The sequence below is a fragment of the Corynebacterium sp. HMSC27B11 genome, assembly GCF_001815985.1.
Taxonomy (GTDB): Bacteria; Actinomycetota; Actinomycetes; order Mycobacteriales; family Mycobacteriaceae; genus Corynebacterium.
The window spans coordinates 1-24,371 of the sequence record NZ_KV823552.1; the positions used below are offsets into that span (position 1 = coordinate 1).

Genomic DNA, 24,371 nt, shown 5'->3' on the forward strand with positions numbered 1-24,371 from the left:
CCCCCGCACACAAACAATCGGACACTCTCACCCTTGATGAATCGCGTGTACCGCACGATCGCTGGCTACTCACGCTCCGCCTAACTCAGTAGTTAGGGGTGCTCGCTGCCTTTATCCGTGCGGCCGCTTCGGGCGAGGGGCCTGTAACAAAGTGGATGTACAGTTTTTCTCCCTTGTAGCGGGAGACTCTTTCCGCAGGTCATGTGGCATTCCCGGGATTTTGACGCGTTAGCGTCGAAAAAAAAGAACATGGGGGTACCTACCTACGGCAAGACCTGACTAGCCTAGCAACCAGCTAAAACATGTCCAAATCCCTGCTCAGAAGCATAGAGCTGAGGTGTAGGGTCGGCGCCATTCAGGGCCGACCGACCTCACTAGCCGCACCTGCTGGCTCACACACTCACCTGCACAGCTCCACAATCCCTCCTTGTAGTACTTTGATTAGGCTTACCTTGTTCACATAAGCTTGCTCCCGTTAAGATCATGTACTTTCACGCGTCAAGGAGGGATGCATGGCTATCTCTACCCCGCATGCGCAATCCCCTTCTCAATCACACCTGGGGTCTCGCGCGGACGCTACTGCGGACGCTTCTGCCAGCGCTCCATCAGGTAAAATCCCGCGTCGCCTCGTCGGCCTCGGCGTCCTTTTCCTCCTATTGCTCGCCAGCATCGTTGCCAGCATCGTGTTTGGATCACGGCAGATCCCTTTTGGAGAAGTGTCCGCCGTGTTCCGCGATCTCGGCACGGCGTTCGGCCACGCGGAGGGGCTGAATGTGGATCAGCGCGTGATCGTCGAGCTCCGCATTCCCCGCACCCTGTTGGGCCTAGTCGCCGGTGCTGCCCTTGGCGCCTCCGGTGCATTGATCCAAGGGCACACGCGCAACCCTCTCGCGGACACGGGCATTCTCGGCATCAACTACGGTGCGTCCCTGGCCGTGGTTGCCAGCTTCTCCTTGCTGGGTGTGACGTCCGTGTGGGCTACCAGCATGTGGGCGTTCGGTGGGGCCATCGCTGCTACTGCGTTGGTGTTTAGTTTGGCGTCCATAGGAGGAGGACAGGCCAATCCAATGACGCTGGTCCTCGGCGGCGCGGCTTTGTCCGCGGTCCTCAGCGCCATCATCAGCGGTTTTATCCTCACTGACGATGCCAATCTGGATCGCATGCGCTTCTGGACCGTCGGCTCCATCGCGGGCCGGGATCTCACCGTGTTCTACGGCGTGCTGCCGTTTATCCTGGTGGGCCTCCTGCTGGCGTTCATCACGGCACCGCAGCTAAACCTCCTGAATCTGGGCGATGACATCGCCTCCGGACTGGGCATCAACACCCAGCGCGCCCGCCTGATTGGCATGGCTCTGATCGCACTGCTGGCCGGTGCCGCGACAGCTGCCGCCGGCCCCATCACCTTCATCGGCCTGGTGGTCCCGCACCTCGTGCGCGCCATCACGGGCCCTGATTACCGCTGGATCCTCCCTTACTCTGCCCTGACGGGTGCGGTGATGATGCTGTTCGCAGACGTGGTGGGCCGTCTGATCGCTCGTCCGGGCGAGTTGCAAGTAGGCATCATCCTCGCGTTCGTGGGCGCGCCGTTCTTCATCGCCCTTATTTATCGACGCCGGGTGGTGGCCATTTAATGAGTTCCCTCCTTGCCCGCCCTACCTCTTCCACTATCCCTGGGCGCCCGCCATTCCGCGTGGGCTCATTTTCTGTGGTCTGGCGCCCTCGCGCGTTGACGGTGTCTCTATTGCTGCTCGTGGCGATCGTCTTGCTAGCGGCGGTCTCCATCGGCCTGGGTGACTATCCTGTGTCCCCGGCTCGTGTGCTGGAGGTGCTGTTCACCGGCCAGGGCACCCGCATTGAGCGTCTGGTGGTTTTGGATTGGCGCATGCCTCGTGCGCTGACGGCCATTCTGGTGGGCTGTGCGCTGGGATTATCCGGAGCCCTCACTCAGTCCGTGACTCGCAATGCGCTGGCCAGCCCGGATATCTTGGGCTTCACTACGGGCGCGTCCGCGGCCGCGGTCACCGTCATCACTCTGGGTGGTGGCGCTGGTGGTTTCCTCGGCTGGCTCAGCAGCATCGGCATTCCCTTGGCCGCGGTGCTTGGTGCGGCTGTCACCGCAACGGTGATGTGGGCTCTGGCGTGGAGGAGATCGACTGATTCCTTCCGGCTAGTGCTGTTCGGCATCATCATCTCTGCTCTGTTGACCTCGTATATCAACTTCCTGATGATCCGCACGGAGTTGCGCGATGCCGCGGCCGCGCAGTTCTGGCTTACTGGCTCCCTGAGCACTGCGGACTGGTCCAAGATGTGGCCCATCGCCATTGTTGTGTTGGTGTTTACACCGCTGCTGGCCTGGATTGGTCACCAACTTTTAGCCACCTTGCTGGGCTCGGATACTGCACGGGCTTTGGGACAAAACGTCCAGGGTGTGCAGGTGCTTCTGCTCGCCGCTGCCGTGGCTTTGGCAGCAGTGGCGGTCTCGGCCGCTGGCCCCATCGGGTTCGTCGCCTTCGTGGCCCCACAGGTGGCGCTGCGCTTGTGCAACTGCTCTGCACCACCGCTTCTGGCCTCTGCGCTGACCGGCGCTGCGCTACTCCTGCTGGCAGATATCAGCACCCAAACTCTTCTGCCCGTAGAGCTGCCGGTGGGCATTCTCACCTCGGCAATCGGCGGTGCGTTCCTTATTTATTTGCTGGTCCAACGGAATAGGTCAACCACGGCATGAGAAAAGATCCCACCCTGGAAGTTAGCAGTGCCGCGAACAAAGAAGGACACATGACTCAGAAGCACAGCATGAGCGCACGCGGCCTCGCCGTGGGCTACGGCGACCGGACGGTCATCGAAGGCTTGGACGTGGACTTTCCTCGCGGGCAGATCACCACAATCATCGGCCCCAATGGCTGCGGCAAATCCACGTTGTTGCGAGCCATGTCTCGTCTCCTTCCGGCGAATGAGGGCGAAGTGCTGTTAGACGGCGCCGATATCTCATCCATCAGGCGCAAGGACCTCGCACGGACCATCAGCGTGCTGCCACAAACCCCTACCGCCCCGGAGGGACTCAACGTGGCTGATCTCGTCTCGCGCGGTCGGCACCCACACCAATCGTGGATCCGTCAGTGGTCGTCCACGGACGAAGCCGAGGTGCACAAGGCGCTGGAAATGACTGGCTCGATGGGGCTGGCGGAGCGCACCCTGGATTCTCTGTCCGGAGGGCAGCGGCAGCGTGTGTGGATCTCCATGGTTCTTGCGCAGAACACGGACATCCTGTTCCTGGACGAGCCCACCACCTACCTGGATCTGGCCACGTCGGTAGAGATTTTGGAGCTGGTGCAGCGTCTACGCCGAGAGTTGGATCGGACTGTGGTGATGGTGCTGCACGATCTCAACTTGGCTGTACGCTACAGCGATAATCTCGTGGTGATGAAGGATGGACAGGTCCTCGCCACCGGGCGTCCCAGCGAGGTCATTACCCCAGAGCTACTGCTCGAGGCGTTTGCCCTCAACGCGCTAGTCATCGAGGATCCTGTCACCGGCGGTCCGCTGATCGTCCCCAAGTGACGATCAGGGCTTAGTCCTCCATCAGCTCCTGGGCGGGAGTCTTCTTGGACTTCCGCCAGTTGATCATCGCGGAAATCACCACCGGAGTCACAGACACCAGCACGATGACGATGGCGATCATGTCGATGCGATCCGCAATGCCCGGGATATCCCCCAGCAGCACGCCAATGCCGACCATGCTGACAATCCACAGCACTGCACCCGTGACGTTCCATCCCACGAACTTCTTGTACGGCATCTCCGCGGTACCAGCGGCCACGGGAATGTAGGTACGCACGATCGGGATGAAGCGCCCCAGTACCAGAGCCAACGGCCCGTACTTCAGGAAGAAAGCCTCGGCTTGTTCGAGGTGCTCGGTTATGAGGATCTTGGCGTCGGGCTTAAACAACTTGCGGCCAAAGCGGTGGCCGAGCCAGAAACCTACCTGGTCGCCCAAGAACGCCGCGACGATGGCCACGCCCACCAGAATCGGAACGTTCAAGCCCAGCTGATCGCGCAAGATTGCCGCGGTGACCAGCATGGAATCGCCGGGGAGGAACGGGAAGAGCACGCCGGATTCAATAAAGATAATCAGCGCAATGCCGCCGAGCGCCCAGCCGCCAAAGTTCTGGAGCAGGGTGGTGGCGTCCATGAGGTCGCTTAAGTGCACAGGGAATCCCTTATAGAAAACAACTGGTCTATTCTTACCGCACGGGGTGTCTGCGGAAGATGTCCACTCCACCTCCGGCCCAGGGCTCTCGTGGTGTTTGTCCGCACAGCCGGGCGACCCTGCTGGCTTGTGGACTTGCCAAGGCCTGTGGCATCGCGAGCACCGCACACAACTACTGGTGGCAGATCCCACCTCCCTGCCTTCCATGCGCGCGATCCTAGAGTACCTCGCCACGCTCTATCCCGAACAGCTCGCTTCCACGCACGTCATCGCGGTCACCAGTACCGATTCCGATTCAGAGCCCCACCTGGAAGATTGGCGCAACCGTCTAAGCAGCCTCACCCGGATCTCCGCACCTTCTGACGGTTATGCGCAGGCCATCGCCGAGCATCTCGCCAACATTGACGTTGAGTCCTCGCGCAATCGACAGCACAAGCCCCACCCAGACGTGGACTATGTGTGGGTCGCCGGGGAGGGGGATTTCTGCAAGGTGGTGCGCTCCCACGCCATCAAGACTTGGCAGCTCAACAAGGACAACATCCTGTGGTGCCCTTATTGGTTCGTCGGCAAGGCTCGCCCCTAGCGTGCATCCGTTATCCCCGTGAGTGCCCGTCCCCTAGCCAGCAACAGCAAAACCGCCCCAGCACGTTCATGCGGGGCGGTTCGGCGGTTGATTCAGACTACTTCGTGGCGTCTGCCAACGGCTGCTCGATCTTGTCCAGCAGGTAGTTCAGGCTCAGCACGGTCTGCCATCCGAAGGCCTTTTCCAGGTCGCCTTCCAGGTAGACACTGTGTCCGTCCTTCACGGCGGGCAGCTTGCCCACGATCGGATCCTCGGTCACAGAAGCCTTGCTCTGCTTCGGAGAGTAAGACAGTTGATCCCACACCAGCACGTCAGAGTTGATCTGGTCTGCGTTTTCCTTGGAGACCTCACCGTAGAACTTGTCCTTGGTGATGCCCGCGTAGGCCGGGTTGATCTTGAATCCCAGCTCGGTGAAGAAGCGGCTACGCGGATCGCCCTCGGCAAAGACAGCCAGGCTCTCGTCGGAGACAGTGGCCACGCCGAGTTCCTTTTCGGCCCATTCTGGGTGGCGGCCCTTGAGCTCTGCGAACTTCTCCTTGACCTGCTCCACCTGGCGCTTTGCCTCTTCAGGCTTGCCCACGGCCTGCCCGATCTCTTCCGTGGTCACGTCCCATGGTTGCTGTAGTTCTTCGTATTCGCCCTTTTGTACGACGACAGGGGCGATCTCAGACAGCTTCTTGTACGTGTCTTCATCGATGTCCGAGTACACGGCCACGATGAGGTCTGGATTGTCCTTGGCGATGGCTTCCGCGTTGACTTCTGTGTCCTTGTCGATCCGAGGAGTGTCGCCCTCGATCTTGTCATTGGACCAGTTGCCCGCAGCCTGACCATCCGGGGTCATTCCGTCCCAGTACTTCACGGAGACAGGAGTAACTCCCAGCGCCAGCAGTGCGTCCTGATCCGTGTAGCCCAAGGAGACCACGCGCTGCGGGGCTTCCTTGATTTCGGTGGAGCCGTAGCGGTGCTCGATGGTGGTGGGGAATGCGCCCTGCTCGGCGTTGACTGCCTGGGAGTCCCCGGAATTTCCGGACTGGTCATCAGTCGAGCAAGCGGTCAGTGCCGCGCCCAAGGTCAGCACAGCAGCGGTGCTAACGAGAATCTTCTTGAGTGTCATTTTTCTCCGTTGTTACTGGTGACGGATTTCCGCGCGAGGTGTGGCCCGTACACAAAAGGGAAAGGTCAAACCTTTGGTTGGATATATCCAGCCCTATGTCCAAAGAATTCGGTGGCGGTCAGTTCCGAGTTGTCGTCGAGACGAACACGATCCAGAACAATCGCCGGCGCCGGCACGTTGGCACGGGGCGATCCACAGACCACCGCGATTCCTCCCTCGTGAGGGATGGTGACTCGGCCGGGGGTTCCGCCGAAGCGGCCCAGCGAGACGTGCGCGGAAAGCACGCGGACTCGCTGGCCTCGGAATTCAAAGTAAGCATTGGGGTACGGGTCGGACTGCGCCCTGACCAGCAAGGCGATATCTTCCGCAGGTTGGGTGAAATCTATGCGAGATTCCTGCTCGCCGCGCTTGTGGAAGTACGTAGCGCGGGTGGGATCTTGAGGTTGCGCAGTGGCGGTGCCTTGGGCGACGTCACTCAATGCGCGTTCCACGAGGGGCTCGATGAGGTCGATGGTCTTGGCCACGAGATCCGTGGTGGTGTCCTGCGGACCCACGGGGATCGCGCGCTGGGCAACGATGGGTCCGCCGTCCAGCACTTCATCCATCTCGTGCACAGTGACGCCCACGTGAGTTTCCCGGTTCAACAGCGCCCACAGGATGGGCGAAAATCCGGCGTACTCGGGCAGGAGACCATCGTGGACATTCAATGCGCCGTGCTTGGCCAGGCTGAAAACCTCGGGAGGAAGCCAGGTTCGCCAATTGTTGGCCACGATGATGTCTGGTGCAGCATCGCGCAACGCCTCAATGACGTCTTGACCCACGCGCTCAGTGACACACACCTGGAGCTCATGTTCGCTGGCGAGCTCCTCAACGGAGTCTGCCCACATTTGCTCATAAGGGTGATCGCTGGCAGGGTGCGTAACTACCAAAACTACTTCATGACCAGCATTGATGACCGCAGACAACGTCCGGTGTCCCCACGACTGATAGCCGAAAACAGCAACTCGCATGCAGGGGATGTTAGCTTAGGTTTACCTATGTAGTCAATGATGAAAGTGGCGCAATTTTCATGCCAGACTCCCCGGACGTGACCACCCTTCACCGAATCTCGGTGCCCGCGGATGCGGAAGCCCTCGTTTTCCCGGACCCCTACCGCTCGAACGTCGAGCTCACCGAATCGATGTCCACCGTCGATGTGCGCATCCCGGCGCACTCAGCAGTGACCTATAGCTTTCAATCCGGCGAGCTGAAATATCCCGATCCACATAACGCACACGGCGCAGGCCCACAGGCGAGCCTATTGAGCGGCGATTCTGTGGACCAGACACTCTGGCCGCCTCGCTCCCCAGAAGTCATCGCGGACTTGCCCGGCGCACGCCTGTCCATCGACCGGAAGGTATTCGGCAGGCGCTGCACCGCGCGCCTCGATGACCGCGGTGCGGATACCACCGTGGTGTTTTTGGATGGCGATGACTGGATCCATCTGCATGACCTCACGGGCGCACTGGACCGGGCAGTCACGGCAGGGCTTATCCCCCAGATCAACCGCGTCTTCCTGCCGGCAGCCAAAGACCGCAGCGAGGAGTACACCTCCCAAACATTCGCCAGCGCACTGGCCACCGAGCTTCCGCCGATCATCAACAGCAGCCACATAGTCCTGGTGGGGCAAAGCTTCGGCGGTCTCTCCGCCCTGCGCGCAGCTCTTACGGCTTCCACCGAAACCACGCCTGCAATCAAAGGAGCCATCGCCCAGTCCCCTGCCGTCTGGTGGTCCGCTGACCGTTCTGCAGAGCTCGCGGACACGCTCTCGGACGGGCCCGCAGGAGGCGACATTGCCGCACAGCTCACTGGCCCCTCACTCGAAAATCCTGCGGCTCACAGTGGCTCCGGTCTGGCACGCATCGTACTGACGTGCGGTGCAGAAGAGCCGCCCATGCAACGACACGTGGATGCAGTGGCCGATGCCCTGACACGCCGCGGCTTTCCCACCACCAATCACCGCACGCCCGGTGGCCACGACCCTGCGATGTGGCGCCACGGGATCATCCCGGCACTCGCCGAATTGCTGGGCTGAATCTACGAGCGCGCCTCCACAAACTCCGCCACGCGCTCGACTGTCCGCAGACCGTAGAATTCGCGCACGCCAACCTCCACTCCCAGCTCTCCACGCAGCAGTGCGCAGAGCTTGATGACCGCCATGGAGTGCCCACCCATGTCAAAGTAATCAGCATCCACCGGCACGTCCTCGGGCTCAATATCTAGCGATTCGGCAAACAGCTCCGCCGTGATCTCCTCGGTTTCGTTCGCCGGTTCGCGGCCCTTCTCCGTGATCCTTTCTCCCTCACCCAGTGCAGCAAGGTCGGTCTTTCCATTCGACGTCACCGGCAACTCATCCACGATCGACCATCGATCCGGGATCATGTAGCTGGGCAGTTCCTCGCGCAATGCATTACGCACGCCAGTCAGGAAACTCTGCCGCTCCCCCTGGTCCGCATCGCGCAGTTGTGGGGCCACGAGGTGACAGGCCAGGAGTGTGGCGTCGGATATACGAACAGGAACGGTCACGCAGTGGAGGATGCGGGGATCAACGCCGCGGGACACGGCGGCCGAGACGTCGCCGGGATCCACGCGGTGACCACGAATTTTCACCTGATCGTCGCTGCGTCCGAGGTACTCGAACATGCCATCCGCACGCACGCGGACGATGTCTCCCGTGCGATACATCCGCTCACCCGGGGCGCCCCACGGGCAGGCGACCATGGAGCTGGCGGTGCGCGCCGCGAGCCCATGATACTCCTGCGCTAAGCCGCTGCCCGCGAGGTAGAGCTCACCCGGCGCTCCTGTAGGAACGGGGCGCAACCACGGGTCCAAAACGAACGCCGCCGTGCGATCCACCGGCATTCCGATCACGGGCGTGGCGCTCTCATCCGTGCCAGCACCCAGGGCGTTGATGGTGTACTCGGTGGGTCCATAGAGGTTGTATCCGCGCACGTCATCGGCCTTTCGCAAGGTCTCCCACACGCCGTGCGAGACAGCCTCGCCGCCCAAGAGCACCAGCCGCGGGCGATGCGCGCCGGATTCCAGCATCCCCTCCGCGAGCAGCTGCTCGGCAACGGTCGGGGTGACGTTGATGACATCCACCTGATGCGCGCGAATGGCCTCAACCATGGCCGCAGCATCGCGTCGCAAATCCTCGGAGAAGATCCGCACCTCGTGGCCTTCCACCAGCCAAAACAGCTCTTCCCACGACATATCGAAGGCGAAGCTGATGGCATGCGCGATCCGCAACGTCCGCCCATCGGCAGCAGCTGGGGCGAAGATCTTGCGCCGGTGATTGTCCAGCATGTTGTGCAGCCCGCGATGCTTGATCACCACGCCCTTGGGCTTGCCGGTCGATCCGGAGGTGTACATCAGGTAGGCATCGTCCCCGGGCACCGCCGCAGGCGTGTGGGTGGTGGCGTGGGAATCGGCAGTGGTGACGTCGACGCAAGGAAGCGCACCGATCCGCTCCATGCGCTCCCGAGAACTCGAGTCCACCAGCGCGGCTGCGGGCTGGCTGTCCTCCACGAGGACCCGGAGCCGCCCATCGGGGTGCGTCAGATCAAGCGGCGCGTAGCGCACCCCTGCCCACAGGGCTCCCAGCAGAGCCACCACCGAATGCGCGGAGCGCTCCACCGCAATGGCGACAGTATCGCCGCTGGTCACGCCGCAATTCTTGATCTTTTCCGCAATGTCGGAACAGCGAGCAATCAGCTCACCGAACGTCCACTGCTGTGCGTCATCCGCTAGCGCGATGCGATCTGGGAAGCGCTGGGCGGTGTCCTTGAGCTCATCCGCAATGGTGCGGTCAATGCCTTCGGCCTTCTGCCAGGAAGCCATCTGCTCCGTCGTGCTTTGCGGGGAAGAATCCTCCGCTCGGGCTGGCGCCAACTGGGCCAGCTGAGCGAGCGGGACCTCTGGTGTGTCCACAAACGCGGTCAGGACTTCGGTCGCGGCCTTGAGCACGGAATGTGCGAGGGACTCGTCCACCACGTCGTGGCGGAATTCCAGCTTGATGCCCAGCTTCGGCCCCGGAGTGAATACCCAGGTCAGAGGGAAGTGCGTGGAATCTTCCGCGCGCTCCTCCACAACCCCGTGGCGTTCCCGAAGTTCCGCTGCTGCCTGCGGATCGAGGAAGTTCTGCACCACCACCATGGAATCGAACAGCGTGCCTACCCCCAGCTGCCGCTGGATGGCGCCGAGGTCCGCGGAATCGTGGTCCATATCCTCGATGCGCTGGCGATAAACATCCTGGACCAGTTCTTCTATGCTCTGGCCGGGCCGAGCTGTCACTCGCACTGGCACTGTGTTGAGCAGCACTCCCACCACATCAGACATGGCGGGGGCGCTCAAGGCATCGCGGCCACTGACAGACTGACCAAACACCACATCCGAATCCCCTGTGACAGCACCCAAGGCCACGGCCACGGCTGCGTTGACCACGGAGGTCAACGTCACGGCCTGCGCCCGGATCTTTTCCTGCAGTGCGCCGGTCAGCTGCTCGCTGACCTCGGCAAACACCTGGCGAGGCAACTCGCTACCAGCGTGCTCTGAAGAGATATCCGCGGCCTGCGGGGCAACGAGCGTGGACTGAGACAACGTCTCTAGGCGATGTACCCAATAGTCGCTATCTGCCTGCTCTTTGCGAGTGTCAACGGACTCGAGCAGGGCGTCAGCAATAGAACAACCGCGAGGAACCAACTCTCCCGCACCCTGCGTGCGGGCCTGGCCGGACCTCAACGTCAGCCTCTCGAGGAAGGTTTGCAGCATCACTGCACGCGACCAACCATCGACCAGAACCAGGTGGTAGGTAAGAAGCAGCGTGTCGCCAGGCTGTCCGTCACTTCGGCCGGTGACGATGGTTGCCTTCACCAGCGGCACGGATGCGAGATCGATGCCCGCGCTGCGATCAGCGTGCATGATCGCCTCGAGATCCCCTTCGGTGGTCTCGACGGGGAGGTCAATGCCCTGTCCACTCCACGGCAAGTTCTGCACGGGTTGGCCGGAAGCATCGGTGTGGAACTCCGCGCCCATGGCTGGATGCACGGTCACTGTGTCCCGGAAGGCTTCCACCACGGCCTCGGCATCCAGTCTCCGGTCAAACGTCAACGCAGTCTGTGCAACGTAGGCACCCGGTGCTGCCACCTGTGACTGGAACCAGATTCCGCGCTGCAGCACGCTCAGCGGAGCGCGGCGTCCTGAGGATTGCTCGCGGCTGACGTGCTCCTGCAACTCGCGAGCAACCTCGCCGATGGCGCTGCGCAAACGCTCGGCGGAAATCACCGCATTCACCACGGACAGCTCCATGCTTACGGCCCGCTCGCTAGACCACACATCGGCCTCCACCAGGTAATCCGTCCACTGGCAGGCGGCATCGCCCGGCGCGTGGAGGACAGCGCCAGTCTCTCCCCGTCCGAGGTAGTTGACCAGGATCTGTGCCCCATGGGCCAGGGTTCGCTGCCCTTGCGGGTGTGTGTATCGCAGTGCCTGATAAGTGCGGCGGTCCGGGGCTGTGCCGTCCTCGTGGAGCGCGCGCATTTCCGCTGCGGCACGTGCTGCATCCGCTGGATCAGCCAACGGGATTTCCACCGGCGCGATGGTGGTAAACCATCCGAGGGTTCGACCATAGGAATGATCAGCCGGACGTCCGTGGCCTTCTACGTCCACGGCCCAGCTCCGCGCGTCCGTGCCCATTGTTCGAGCCACCGCGACGGTCACCAGTCCTGCCACGAGGTCCTGAACGTCCACACCCATCACGTCGGGTGCAACGCTCTGCAGGACCTGCGCGGTCTGTCCGTCAATGTTCACTTCGAGCGTGCTCACATGATCCGTACTCCACTGGTTCGAGTCCTCGACGGGCCGTGGCAGCGTAGCCAGTTCACTCCAGTGCAGGGCATCCTGAGCTGCTGCGGTGTGAGCATCGTGCAGTTCTTGCAGGCAAAGATCCTTGTAGCTCGCCTGCCCGGAGAGAATCCTGCGCCCTGCGAGCGCATCGCGCAGATCGTCTTCCAGAATCATCCAACTGGCGCTATCGATCACCGCGTGATGAGCAACGGCCTTGACGTACCCATCCACACACCCGAGCACCACGCTACGACCAGCAGCAATATCGATGTGATCGATCAATGCATCCACGTCCAAAGCCCGCACAACCATAGGGCCGTCTCCCTCGGCACCAACAAAGTGCGCGAACGCAGAACTGGTGTCCACGCGCGTACGAAGCATCGGATGTGCCTGCGCTACCTGCTGCAGGGCCTGTTCCAAGTCCTCCACAGCGACTGGCCCCAGATCCAAGCGGCGCGCCTGCACAAAGCGGTCGCTCATGCCTCTTTCCATCTGCCTGCGCAGCATCGCCGGGATGGGGAAAGCCCCCGAGATCTCCTGGTGCCCGTCCTTGGGCAGGGCTTCTTCCTGGCTCTGCCTTGTTTCCTGGATTTTCTGCTGGGTGGCCTGCGGCGTGACCCGCTCGGCAATCTTGCGTGGCGTGCGGCCCAAGAAGAAGTCCCGCGGAGTCACGTTGAGATCAGCGCGCGCCAGCGCGTGAGTAACGCGGATGGCAAGAATACTGTCTCCACCTAAGCGGAAGAAGTCCGAGTCCGGCTCCACCTCGGCGCGGTCCAAGCGAAGTGCATCAGCAATTGCCTGCGAGATCGCCTCCACCAGATCCGAGGTGCCCGAAGCCTCCTGAGCAGCAGGAATCTCACCCAGAAGGTCCAGGATCGCGCGCTCATCCCGCTTGCCATTGATGGTCTGCGGCACCTGCGTACTCACCGCGAATAGCTGCGGAACCATGTAGGCAGGGAGCGCGTCTCGGGCCGCTGCGGCAGCTCGGGAGGTGATCGCCTTTGCGTCGGCACGAGAATCCGTAATCAACAACGCACCCGGCACCTGGCCTTCGGGCAGATCGACGACCACCACGGTGGCCTCCCGCACACCGCTGACCTTCTCCAGCGCGCTCTCGATCTCCCCCAGCTCCACGCGATAACCGCGCAGCTGCACCTGCCTATCGGCGCGGCCCACGTAATCCAGATGACCGTTGTTCAGCACCTTTGCCATGTCTTTGCTGCAGTACATCCGCGCGCCGCCGCCAACGAAAGGATCGGCCACGAAGCGGGAGGCCGTGGTAGAAGCAAGCCCCCAATAACCCGCGGTGACCTGCGGCCCGGCAACGTACATCATGCCGGTCTCTCCAGGCTGCACCGGCTGTAATTGCGCGTCCAGAACATAGGTACGCAACCCGTCCATCGGGCGGCCGATCGGGCTGCGGGCCTCCCCTGCATTCTCGGAGCATTCGTGTGCTGTGACGTGCACTGTCGTCTCCGTGATGCCATACATGTTGATAAACCGAACATTCGGATGAGCACTGCAGTAGGCAGCCTCTGCGCGGGCCTCCAAGGCCTCGCCGCCGAAGATCACCGTGCGCACCGCAGAGTCCTGCCCGAGGTGCGGCTCCAACGCGGCAAAGGCGGTTGGGGTCTGGCTCAGCACCGTGATGGCTTCGGCACGCAACACCTCTGCGGCATCCTCGGGCGAGCGCATCAGCGCATACGGCATCACCACGGCACGCCCGCCGGAGCTCAGCGCTGCCCACATCTCCCACACCGAAAAGTCAAAGGCGAAGCTGTGGCTGATCGACCACACGTCCTCCTGCGAAAACTCCACGTGGCTGCGAGCATTGCCCAGCATCGCGGTCACGTTGGCGTGTGTGACGGCCACGCCCTTCGGCCGCCCTGTGGAGCCGGAGGTGTAGATCACGTAGGCGATGTCATTGGCACGGGCCACGCTTGCCGACCGGCCCGCAGGCGGCTTCGCTTCCCCGCTCATCGTCTGTTCACTGACCACGAGGACGGGACAATCTACCAGCTCAGAGACCATTTTTTCCGCGCTGGGAGACACCAGCACGGCATCGGGCTGGCAATCCTCCAGGATCAATTCCACCCGCGCTTGCGGGGACAACGGATCCACGGGAACGTAGGTGCCGGCGGACATCGTGGTCGCCAGAATGGCCGCAACCTGCCACGCATCGCGCTCCATGAGCAGGGCTACTCTCGGGGTGTGGATGGCAACCTTCCGGTCCAGCACAGCGCGTATACGCTGAGCGGCGTCGTCTAGTTCTTCGTAGGTCCAATGCTCCGCAGCACCGTCTTCTCCGATGCTGGTCAGGGCGGGCCGGTCGCGGAAATGTTCGAAGCTGCGTCGCCACAAAGAAGGAAGCGTGTCCACACCAGATACCGCACCCAACGCCTCTGCAACCTCACCCACGGTCGCCACCGCACCGGATTCAGACAGCAAAGAATCCACACTCACCGCGAGCATCTGCGCGATCCTTTCGGCACGTACCTCGGTGATTCGCTGCGGATCGTAGATCAGGCGCAGTGGGTGCTCAGCGGAAGGGTTGACCACGACGGACAGGGGAAAGTGCGGCGCGCCATTGTTGCGCACGTCAGCAACCTGTAGTGGCGAGCCGGGGCAGCCCACGTCCTGTGGAGATAGCAGCACCTCCACCACCATCAACGTATCCAGCAGTTCGCTGGCGTTGGTTCCCAGGTCTCGGGCAATATCAGCCAGGCTGACGTGCTGCACATCGCGGACCTGATTGTTGTGATGGACCATGGCGTGCAGCATGCTGGTCACCGGCAGGGTGGGATCAGATTGCCCCGGCGCGACCACCGGGATGGTGTTGAGCTGCATGCCCACGGCATCGGCCACGCCAGGAACGGGAATGTCGCGGCCGGAAACGGAAGTGGCAAACACCACGTCAGCCCCAGGTTCGCAGCCCACCAAGGTGCGAAGGACCAGCCCCCACGCCGCGTGCACCACATCCGGCAGGCCCACACCCGCTGCCCGAGCACGCTCAGACAAGCCAACAGTCCGCGGATCGTCTACCAGCAACTCCCGGCGCTCGAGCGAACTCGAAGGATTAGGGCACAGCACCGTGGGGCGCACCTCGCGCATTTCCTCGCGCCAGACGGACATATCGGCTTCCGCGTCTCTGCGCGCCACCCATCGCACGCTGCCGGCCATTCCGGCGTCCGGGTCGTAGCGCGGGATCCGGGCATCGTCATCCCGGTAGATCTCCAGGAGATCCCCCAGCATGATGGGCACGGACCATCCGTCGGCGATCAGGTGATGCACCGTCTGGATCACGGCGATGTCCTGGCCACACACCGCACCATCGACACTGGTCGGGAGCACAACGGTCCATCGCATGAGCGGCTCGGGCGCGGCATCACCGGGCGGCTGCAAGGAGATTCCCCGCGAGATGTCGTCAGCGGCAATCTCCTCCGCACGCTGCGCGAGCCAACCCTCCAATCCAGCCTCAGCCAACTCAGCAGGCACCGTCACCTCCCGAAAGTCCACCCGCAGATGCTCGGCAATCCCCCGGATCAATCACGGCAACCACATCGCCACCGTCAGTTTCCCAAGGGCGGGTGCTCAGTGCGGGGTGGCGTCGGATCAAATTACGCGCAGCGCGAGCGAATCGCTCCCGGTCAAACGGTTCGCTGCATTCCACCCGCAAGACCTGTTGCTCCACATACGAACTGGCCGATTCCTCGAATAGCGAGTGGAAGTACATGCCGTGCTGCAGCGGGGTCAGCGGCAGCACGTCCTGCAGCTCCGCGGAGCTCTGTGCAGTGATTCGTGCCAGGTCCGCAGAGTTCACGGTTGCGGGGGGCAACGTCGCCCACGGACAACACGCCGTGATCGGCAAGCGCTGCCACCTCGCGCAATGCCACATCCCAGTGCGCGACCAATTCGTCGATCCGTTCGGGGGAGATCCTGCCGCGCGCCCAGGAGATCGTGGTGCGCAGGACGTATCCCTCGCCGGTGTCTTCGGCGATCGCGTTGAACTCCAGCTCGCGGACCAACGGCTGGTCCGGGTCGCGTTGCTCGCCGAGTTGGCCGGTGGAACCCGCGGGAGCGAAATCTTGTGCTCCTGCGGATACGCGCCCCAAGTAGTTGAACAGCACCTGTGCCTGCGGAGGGGTCTTCGCGGACTGATGCAACCAGGTGTGGGCCTGGTAAGGAACGCCGTTGCCGGGGATGGCCGCGAGCTGGTCTTTCACTGCATTGAGTGCCAGCGCTAGCGGCGCGATGTGGCCCTCGGTCGCCGCGGAAGCCTCCTGCACTGCCGCCCGGGTGGGGTCGATCAGCATGGGATATAGGCAGGTGAACCAGCCCACGGTGCGTGAGAGGTCCGCTTCCCTGCCCTGTGGCCCGGGTACGAATCGGGTTTCGCGGCCGTGCCCCTCCATCTCCACCAGGGTCCATGTTTGTTTCGACGCCAACGCGCCAACGCCACGCTCAATGCCGTAAGCAATACGGAATTCGCCCCCGTGCGGAAAGCGTGGGGCACCGCACCCAGTAATTCGTCCGTGATCTGCACTGATGCCTCATGTACCACGCTGCGCTCCTCACGGACTGTGGGCGCTTTCTCGGGACTATCAGCAAGCGCTGGCACCTGCGGGTCCCGCAGAGGTTCATCCGCACTCGGCAATGGGGGCAGGGAACTATTGGCATCCTCCGCGAATTCGCCAGTATCAACGGCCTGTTGCAGCAGCTGCGTCCATCGGCGCAGGGACGTCCGCTCCGGCGCGAGCTGTTCCCCGCGATACGCCGCGGCGAGGTCCTCGCCGATAATGTTCCATGACACGCCATCGACCACCAGGTGATGCACCACCAGGCGCAATCTTCCGGGCACCAGCCCAGCCGCTACCACCACTCCGACTGCCGGATCCAGCAGTTCAGAAAGCGCAGCGATGTCCGTGGTGGGGTGGATCGCCACCGCTTCTTCGCCAGGACCCTCCGGGAGTTCCAGCCGCAAGGGATTCCGCTGCACACGGGCCCGCAGTGCAGGGTGCGCCTGCAGCACGTCAGCCACCATTCGCCCGGCCAGCTGCGCATCCACATCTTCTGGAACTGAAAACTCCACGGACTGAATGAAGCCGTCCACGTGATCAGTAATGGAATCGAACCAGCGCAGAATCGGCAGCGACTGCACCTCACCGGTTGGTTCATCGTCTGGATCCTGCACGAAGGTTCCGCGCTCTTCGGCGCACCGAGCCAGTTGCTGTGGAGTGCGCGCAGAGAAAATATCTCCCACACTCACCTCCACCCCGCGCCGTCCCAGAGCCGAGACCAGGGTGATGGCCCGCAGGCTATCGCCACCGATATCGAAGAAGTCCGTCTCCGCACCCACCGCGCTAACCCCCAATGCTTCAGCCATTGCCTCCGCGAGCAGAGCAACGGTTTCCCCGTCACGTTCAGCATCGGCCGGGGCATCAGTGAGCGAGCTCCAATCAGGTTCCGGCAGTGCCTTCCGATCCACTTTTCCGTTGGCCGTCCGCGGCAACTCATCCATGACGGTGATAATCGCGGGCACCATGTATTCGGGCAGTACCTCGGCACACCAACTACGGATCGCAGCACCCACGAGGCCCGCAGTCACCGTCACGTAGCCCAGCAGTCGCCCCTCCCGAGCAATCACGCTCGCCGCCTCCACATCTGGGTGTCCCACCAGCGCAGATTCCACGTCCTCTAACTCCAGACGCATGCCACGGATTTTCACCTGATTATCGGCCCGCCCCACGAATTCCAGCGAGCCGTCGTTGTGCCGGCGCACCAGGTCTCCCGTGTGGTACATCCGGTTTCCGTCCGACGCAAACACATCCGCAACAAAGCGGCTGGCCGTGAGTCCTGGGGCATTGATATACCCCTTGGCCAGCAGGAATCCGGCCACATAGAGTTCACCAATTTCTTGGTCTGGAACCACCCGCAGGTGCTCATCGAGCACATAGAGCCGACAGTTGGGATTGGCCACACCGATGCTCGTGTTGAGGCGATCCTCGTCGTCACGGTAGATGACGTGGGAGACACCGATGGTAGCTTCCGCTGGCCCGTACCCGTGGTACAGCGGGATGGCCAGCTGCTGGCGAAAGCGACGGAACAGCGCCTGGGTGAGCATCTCTCCGCCACACCAGACATGCCGCAAGCTGTCTAATAGATTCGTGCCTTCGGCCTGTTTGAGCATGACGTCGAGAACACTCGAAACCAGATACGCAAACGTCACGCCCTCGCGATGGATGAGGCGGGCCAAGCGTTGGGGGTCTTGCTCCACGCCCGGCGCGGCCACCACCACGCGGCCCCCGCAAACCAGCGGCAGGAAGATCTCATTGATGGAGATATCAAAGGCCAGCGGTGCCTTGAACAGGGAGGCATCATCGCGGCCGAAGAACAGGATCTGATCGCGCTGCCAGAGCAAGCGCTCCACGATCGCACCGTGGCGGATCATTGCGCCCTTTGGGCGGCCGGTGCTGCCAGAGGTAAAGATGACGTACGCAACGCTGTCCGTGGACGGCGGGGTGAACAGCTCGCGGGTGGCATCGAGGTCGAATAGCGCGTCTTCGGTGAGCGCGCAGTTGTCCGGCGTGAGTACGAAGCTCAGGCTGGCATCGTGGGTGACGGATTCCCGGCGCGCCTGCGGCCACGAGGGGTCTAGCGGGACAAAACTGCCACCGGCGAGCAACGTGGCGACGATACCCACCACCATCTCCGCGCTGCGCGGCAGGGAGATTCCCACACTCTGACCAGCGTCAATACCGTGTTCCCGCAAATTTCGCGCTACAGCAGTTGCATGGGCGACGAGCTGCGCATAGGTCAGTCTGTGCCGGTCATCCACCACTGCGAGCGCATCCGGGGTCTCCTGCGCATGCTGCAGGAGCAGGCTAATCAGGTCCGGGCGATCGCGATCCTGATCCGTGTCATTCCATATGCGCTGCTGGGCGATCCGATCCTGTTCACTGCGGCCATGACCGATGACGGCGCCGCCATCTCGAGAAGCAAGCGTATCGCCAGAGGAAAACGGAGTGTGAGCAGACGATCGGGTGGGCACAAAGAGCCTTTCGGTTGATGGGGAAACAGGGAATCAGACGCGGATGGCGGACGTCGGGCTAGGTGTCAGCCAACCTCGCGCGGAGCACGGCTCGGGAAAATCAGCCTGCGATCAGGTGCGAAGAATCCCGATGTTGCTCGGAGCGGAGATCTTCATCCGCCGGCGCACGATGCGTGCGTTGCTGTCCCGTGATGGCCTCCACTAGTTCCCCGGAGCGGGTCGCGATGTTGGAGAGCAACGTGGAACCGAGTCCATGCGTGGCCTCAGTTGCTCCCTGCACGAAGAGTCCTGGCACGCGCTCGCCATTGAGCACGGCGCCGTAATCCCTAGTGACGGTGAATTCTTCACTGCCGTGACTATCAGCGTGAATCCCCGCAAGACCGCGAGATCGGAGGCCCGTGGCGCACACCACCACGTCAAAGTTTTCTGTCACCACGTCTCCGGTTACTCGGTGGCGAATGTCCACGTCGACGCTGCCGTCGGAACAATTACGCGCACCGAGCACCTCCGTGGTCCGGCGAATATCGAGCCGCTGACGCCCGGTGACGCTTTCCCGATACTGACGATCGTGGAGCTCATCGAGGAGCTCAGATTCCACGCAGGCGTAATTGGTGTACCGGTGGCGGATCAACAGCTCGTTGCGGATCGCATCGGGCGCATGGAAGAAGTCATCAACGGCCTCCGGGTCGAACACCCGATTGGCGAAGGGGCTGTCATCGGCGGGGATGAAGCCGTAGCTGTTCAAGCTGCCCGTGACGGTATCGATATGCGGGCAATCGTGGAAGTACCGGATGGCCTCGGCTGCGGACTGGCCCGCGCCGATCACCAAAGCTCGGCGGATATCCCACCCACTGTTCAGCAGCTTCTTGGTGCGCGGGAGCAAATCGATGTTGTGGAAGATGCGCGAGGTGTCCAAGGAGCTGTCCTCTGCCCACGCAGGCATCTTGGCTTCCAGACCGCGGGCAACCACCACGTTGCGGCAGCGAATGGACTCCGACTGCTGAGCTCGCTGCCCTTCGGACTCACCGCTTCCTAACTTCCTGCGGACGTGCACCACAAAACGAGCTCCGTCTGCGGCCGGTTCCGGAAGCGTCTCGATGGACGTCACGGTGGTGTTGTACTGCGTGTCCACGGTGATGTGATCCGCGATCCATCGGAGGTAATCGGCGAATTCCACGCGTTCCGGGGTGAAGGTTTGGCGGTTAATGAAATCAATCAAGCGGTCGCTGTGATGCAAGTAGTTGATGAAGCTGAAGCGGCTCTGCGGATTGCGCACCGTAACCAGGTCTTTAAGGAAGCTGATCTGCATGTTGGATCCTTCGAGGAGCATGCCTGGGTGCCAGTTGAATTCCGGGCGGGCTTCCACAAAGAGTGCATCGAGTTCTGGAGCTTGCTCTTCGATAGCTACCGCGAGCCCGAGGTTTCCGGGGCCGATGCCGATCCCGACGATGTCGCGGACGGAATTTTCGTGGGTACTGCGCTCTGCGGATGTCTGAGCTTGACGATCGATGATGGTCACTATGGCCTCTCTGTAGGATGCGCCAACCAACTTCTTAGGGTAGGCAATGCAAAGGGTAGGCCAACCTATCTTCTATTGCTCAACAACCCCCTAGCGGGAATTGCTCACCCCGCGTCCGCAAACTCCCAGCTAGAGGCTTCACATCAACTACGTCCTCGGCTACCGACTGGAAGGCCCTCCCCACACACAGGACCACCGTGGTACGCCCGCGGCGAATATCTCTCACCGCACGCGCCACTTTCATGCCCGTCATTGAATCCACTGACGAGACCGGATCAACCATCACCAACATCTCCGGCTCAGCCAGTAGCGCTCGTGCCAATCCCAGCCGCTGCCGCTGACCACCGGAAAGATTGCGCGCACCTTCGGTCAGCTCGTGATCCAATACCCCGGCTGAATGAGCCGCCCCCGGCGCCAGTTCATCGAGCCCTAAGGCGTTAAGAATGTCTACTGCATCCTCCGCCCTGCCCTCTCCAGAGCTCCGCAGCACCGCCTGCCCCACTGTGTCCCCAAACAATGCCGGCTTCCGAGGCTCGGCAAGCACAGCGGAACGCACATCGTCTACCGAGATCTCGCAAATATCGCGCCCCCGGATCCACAGTTGTTGAGTTTGTGGCCTAGTCAGGGAGCCAAGCTCCATCGACTCCCCCGCGACCAACGCATCCACCAGAGCATCTGCCCATGCGGCTGAACAGTGCACCACCGTCAGTCGCCCCTCTGCGAACGCCACGGAAGCCTGCTCTGATCCCTCGACCTCGCCGTCTCCTTCGGCCTCACCGTCTCCACCGCGCATGGAAATGGCAGGCGTGCCAATCTGAGCAGATGGCACGCCCTGCCCCTCACGCAGCCGCTGAGCTTCCGCCACGCGCTGCAGCCTCCGAACGGAAGCCCTCGCCAATCCAATGAAGCGCGGCATTCTGCTGCACTGCCGCATCGGCTCCGCGATAAATTGTGACAGCGCCACCACGGTGACCAACTCCCCCAACGTCACATCGCCGGAAATGGTTCGATAGCCCGCGTACAGGCCCACCGCACTCAGCAACAGCACATTGCTGCCCATCGCCACGGCTTCATAACCTCCGCTGACCCACGCGAGCTTCCGAGCATCCGCACACGCCTCTTCAGATTTACGCGCATATCCACGGTAGGCCGGATGCGCGCCAGCCACTCCCGAGATCACCGGCAGCCCCTGCAGAATGTCGGTCATGCGCGCGGTCACTCGCGCGAGCAGAGTTTGTTGCCGCTCCGCGCGGCGTTCAATGATCTGAGACAGCCGGTGCAGGACTATCAACACCACCGCGCTGAGCACCAACACCACCACTCCCAGTGGCAGATCAATCAGCGCCAGAACAATCGTGCAGAAAATGGCTCCCACCAGCGCACTGATCCCCACCGGGACCACTTCGATGATGTCTACCGCCTGCACCACGTCTTCACCCACCACCGTGGGCAATTCCTGGCGAGGCAGACTGTCCGCATCGTCGGAATGCCCACCATGGCTCACCACCTGCGAGGTGATGCCTGCCCGCAATTCACATACGTTCCGAGCCGACGTAGCCTGCAGTATCCGGAACCCTGTCTGCCAGCTCACAGACACCGTCGCCAGCGTAGCGCCTAAGGCTGCGATTCCACCCACCAGGTGCCACACATTCTCGCTAGCGATAAGACTGTGCGCCAACCATCCCAGTAACACCGCAATCATGGCTTCTGCCACGTGGTAGATGCTCAGCAACAAGCCACTCAGAGCCATCGCGCGAGAATTTTTTCTGACCAGCCCGCGCAGCGTCACCACCTTGTTGTCAGACACGCGCCTGCCTCCCCTGCTCATTCCAGGCGGTCCACATATCGGCATATGTTCCGTTTCTTGCTGCCAGCTCCTCGTGCGTACCTGTTTCCACCACGCGCCCGCGCTCCATCACCACCACGCTATCGGCGGAGGTTGCTTGGCTGAGCCGGTGCGCAATCACCATCGCCGTCCGTCCGCGGATCGCCGCGCGGGCAGCGTCCTCCAAGGACATCGAAAAGGCCTCGTGTGATTGCTGTGTTTCCTCGAGGTCACCGTCATCTTCGGCCGTTGATTCGTCAAGAATGACGACGCCAGCCCGAGACAATGCCACCCTGGCCAGCGCCAGACGCTGTGCCGCCACCGCATCTACGTGCAGGCCCCCTTCGCCCAGCATTGTGTCTAAGCCCTGCTTGTCGCCATGGGACAAGGATGTGCACCAATCTTCCGCACCGGTTCGGCGCAGCGCATCCCATATTTCTGCGTCGCTGGCACCTTCGGCTGCCAGCAGGAGATTATCGCGCAAACTCATCGCGAAGACGTAGTTTTCCTGGGAGGCAACGCAAAAGATCGAGCTTCTTTCTTGCGCACTCATTCCCACCACGTCGCACCCCCCAACGGTGATCACACCCGGCTCTGCCATCTCGAGGGTTCCAGAGACAATTTCCGCAACCGTGGACTTGCCAGCTCCCGATCCGCCGACCACGCATACCGTGCACCCCGCAGGGATGTGGAACGCCAAGTCATGCAAGATCTCTGGGCCATCCTCGTACCGATAATTCAGGCCCTTGACCTCTACAGCTGGACTCTGCCGATGCGAGGAGTAGTCATCAATCGGCTGTGGCGTATCCGCACCCGCGGAGCGAATGAGTCCCACGATGCGCCCCAAGGCCGCCCCGCTGCGCTGCAGTTCATCAAAGGTGAACAGAATCGTGCCGATCGGCACGAACTGACGGTGGAACAGAATCAACGCTGCCGAGATCTCGCCCACCGTCACCGCATCTTCGCGGAAGAGCAACCAGCCTACGACAGACAGGGCTGACAACCCCATGAACTCCGCGAAGTTCTCCCGCGCCACCAGCCCGGAAAACACACGAAACGCAGCGATTGATTCGTCCCGCGAAGCCTGCGCGTAGCGCCTGGTGAGACCTTGGCGGCTATCCACCAGCCGATGCGAACGAACCGAACGAATGCCCTCCATAGAACCTTGCAAGGAACCGATGACACCGGCTTCTAATTCGCGTTGGCGTCGATACAAAGGGGCAGAACGAGGAAGATACCATCGCAACCCCAGCGCATAGAACGGAATCCCGCACAGCCCCGCCAACGCGAGGCGCCAATCCAACCCCGCTATTCCAGCGCTGGCCACCACGACCATCACCAGCGCGCTGAGGGTCGATGGAACCGACTTGCGGGCACTGCTCACCAGCGCGGCGACATCCGCACCAACTCGGCCCAGCACCTCTCCCCGGCCCAGGGACTCCACCGTGGTGGAAGGCAGATTCAGCACCGCGGCGACGGCGCGCTCACGCAACTTCGCAACTACCTGGGCAATCGTCACACCCGTCAGCGCCTCCGCAAGGCCAGCGACAACGGCAGTACCAATACACGCCACGGCAGCCCACACAATCACCTTCAGCACGCCAGACTTGCCGTCACCGGCGGCTACCGCATCGATGACGCTGGCCAGCAGATAAATGGGCACCAGAGAGAGCAAGGCACCGGCGAAAGTGAACAGCACCGCACTAATTGCTGGAGTTGCGGTGCGACGGAGCAGGCGGCCAATCTCCGCAGCGGACTCACCAGGCGAAGCAGTGGGAAGTACGGCACTCACTTAAGCGTGAGACTTTCCTGCCGGTTGCAAGGTGGTCCACTCGCGGTCGATGAACTCCATCGCCTCGTCCCGCGATACCCCGCCGTCTACGCCACGGGAAGGGTCTCCCAGAGCCACGGTCCATCCGTCTGGCACGGCGGCGAACGTAGGCCACAACGAGTACTGTCCCTCGTCGTTGATAAGGGCGAAGAAGCTGCCCTGTTCGTCATCAAACGGGTTGCTAGACAACACGCGCCCCTTGTCTCATGATGCGGAAATAACGGGTTTATGGGCTGCGTTGGCCAAAGTGGTGGCACAAGTGCAGCAAGCGCGAATTAACTTAGCATAACCTAATATGCAGCTTTTGAGAAGGGGCGTGGATAGCAAAAGACCCGCCATAGGCGGTTGCCTACGGCGGGTA

At 62.1% G+C, this 24,371-nt stretch carries 12 protein-coding genes and 1 pseudogene; 5 read left to right on the forward strand and 8 right to left on the reverse strand.

Annotated features, from left to right (window positions below; genetic code table 11):
* Positions 1-512 precede the first annotated feature (512 nt).
* The 3 genes from HMPREF3097_RS03665 to HMPREF3097_RS03675 are packed head-to-tail and all read left to right on the forward strand — an operon-like array spanning position 513 to position 3,558.
* On the forward strand, positions 513-1,631 hold the full coding sequence (locus HMPREF3097_RS03665) for a FecCD family ABC transporter permease (protein ID WP_005325331.1): 1,119 nt from the start codon (positions 513-515) through the stop codon (positions 1,629-1,631).
* A complete protein-coding gene (locus tag HMPREF3097_RS03670) occupies positions 1,631-2,725 on the forward strand; it encodes a FecCD family ABC transporter permease (protein ID WP_005325330.1) in 1,095 nt (364 codons plus the stop codon). The genes HMPREF3097_RS03665 and HMPREF3097_RS03670 overlap by 1 nt, the downstream gene beginning before the upstream one ends.
* 50 nt (positions 2,726-2,775) lie before the next feature.
* Positions 2,776-3,558 (forward strand): ABC transporter ATP-binding protein, encoded by a 783-nt coding sequence (locus HMPREF3097_RS03675; protein ID WP_019176090.1) that lies wholly within the window; start codon positions 2,776-2,778, stop codon positions 3,556-3,558.
* 10 nt (positions 3,559-3,568) lie between these two features.
* Here HMPREF3097_RS03675 and HMPREF3097_RS03680 read toward each other — a convergent pair whose 3' ends face one another.
* Positions 3,569-4,207 carry a DedA family protein gene (locus HMPREF3097_RS03680; RefSeq protein WP_005325329.1) on the reverse strand — a complete coding sequence of 213 codons (639 nt, stop codon included), beginning with the start codon at positions 4,205-4,207 and terminating at the stop codon, positions 3,569-3,571.
* Positions 4,208-4,253: 46 nt separating this feature from the next.
* On the opposite strand from HMPREF3097_RS03680, the gene HMPREF3097_RS03685 reads away from it, so the two are divergent.
* On the forward strand, positions 4,254-4,790 hold the full coding sequence (locus tag HMPREF3097_RS03685) for a siderophore-interacting protein (protein WP_012359589.1): 537 nt from the start codon (positions 4,254-4,256) through the stop codon (positions 4,788-4,790).
* A gap of 97 nt (positions 4,791-4,887) precedes the next feature.
* Here the strand turns inward: HMPREF3097_RS03685 and HMPREF3097_RS03690 are convergent, their stop codons facing one another.
* Together HMPREF3097_RS03690 and HMPREF3097_RS03695 are read right to left on the reverse strand one after the other, a co-directional pair.
* Positions 4,888-5,904 carry an iron-siderophore ABC transporter substrate-binding protein gene (locus HMPREF3097_RS03690; RefSeq protein ID WP_005291893.1) on the reverse strand — a complete coding sequence of 339 codons (1,017 nt, stop codon included), beginning with the start codon at positions 5,902-5,904 and terminating at the stop codon, positions 4,888-4,890.
* Between the two features lie 65 nt (positions 5,905-5,969).
* On the reverse strand, positions 5,970-6,914 hold the full coding sequence (locus HMPREF3097_RS03695) for a methionyl-tRNA formyltransferase (RefSeq protein ID WP_041628451.1): 945 nt from the start codon (positions 6,912-6,914) through the stop codon (positions 5,970-5,972).
* Between the two features lie 77 nt (positions 6,915-6,991).
* On the opposite strand from HMPREF3097_RS03695, the gene HMPREF3097_RS03700 reads away from it, so the two are divergent.
* Positions 6,992-7,978 (forward strand): alpha/beta hydrolase, encoded by a 987-nt coding sequence (locus HMPREF3097_RS03700; RefSeq protein WP_224784305.1) that lies wholly within the window; start codon positions 6,992-6,994, stop codon positions 7,976-7,978.
* Positions 7,979-7,980: 2 nt separating this feature from the next.
* Here the strand turns inward: HMPREF3097_RS03700 and HMPREF3097_RS03705 are convergent.
* The 5 genes and pseudogenes from HMPREF3097_RS03705 to HMPREF3097_RS03725 all read right to left on the reverse strand — a co-directional run bounded on the left by HMPREF3097_RS03705 (position 7,981) and on the right by HMPREF3097_RS03725 (position 24,199).
* A pseudogene (locus tag HMPREF3097_RS03705) lies at positions 7,981-18,835 on the reverse strand (amino acid adenylation domain-containing protein).
* Positions 18,836-18,935: 100 nt separating this feature from the next.
* Positions 18,936-20,354, reverse strand: a complete 1,419-nt coding sequence (locus tag HMPREF3097_RS03710; RefSeq protein WP_070758464.1) for a lysine N(6)-hydroxylase/L-ornithine N(5)-oxygenase family protein — start codon at positions 20,352-20,354, stop codon at positions 18,936-18,938.
* A 79-nt stretch (positions 20,355-20,433) separates the two neighbouring features.
* Positions 20,434-22,161, reverse strand: coding sequence for an ABC transporter transmembrane domain-containing protein (locus HMPREF3097_RS03715; RefSeq protein WP_011274125.1), 1,728 nt, complete (start codon positions 22,159-22,161; stop codon positions 20,434-20,436).
* Positions 22,154-23,878 (reverse strand): ABC transporter ATP-binding protein, encoded by a 1,725-nt coding sequence (locus tag HMPREF3097_RS03720; protein ID WP_070758465.1) that lies wholly within the window; start codon positions 23,876-23,878, stop codon positions 22,154-22,156. The genes HMPREF3097_RS03715 and HMPREF3097_RS03720 overlap by 8 nt, the downstream gene beginning before the upstream one ends.
* Positions 23,879-23,971: 93 nt before the next feature.
* A complete protein-coding gene (locus HMPREF3097_RS03725; protein WP_011274127.1) occupies positions 23,972-24,199 on the reverse strand; it encodes an MbtH family protein in 228 nt (75 codons plus the stop codon).
* Positions 24,200-24,371 lie beyond the last annotated feature (172 nt).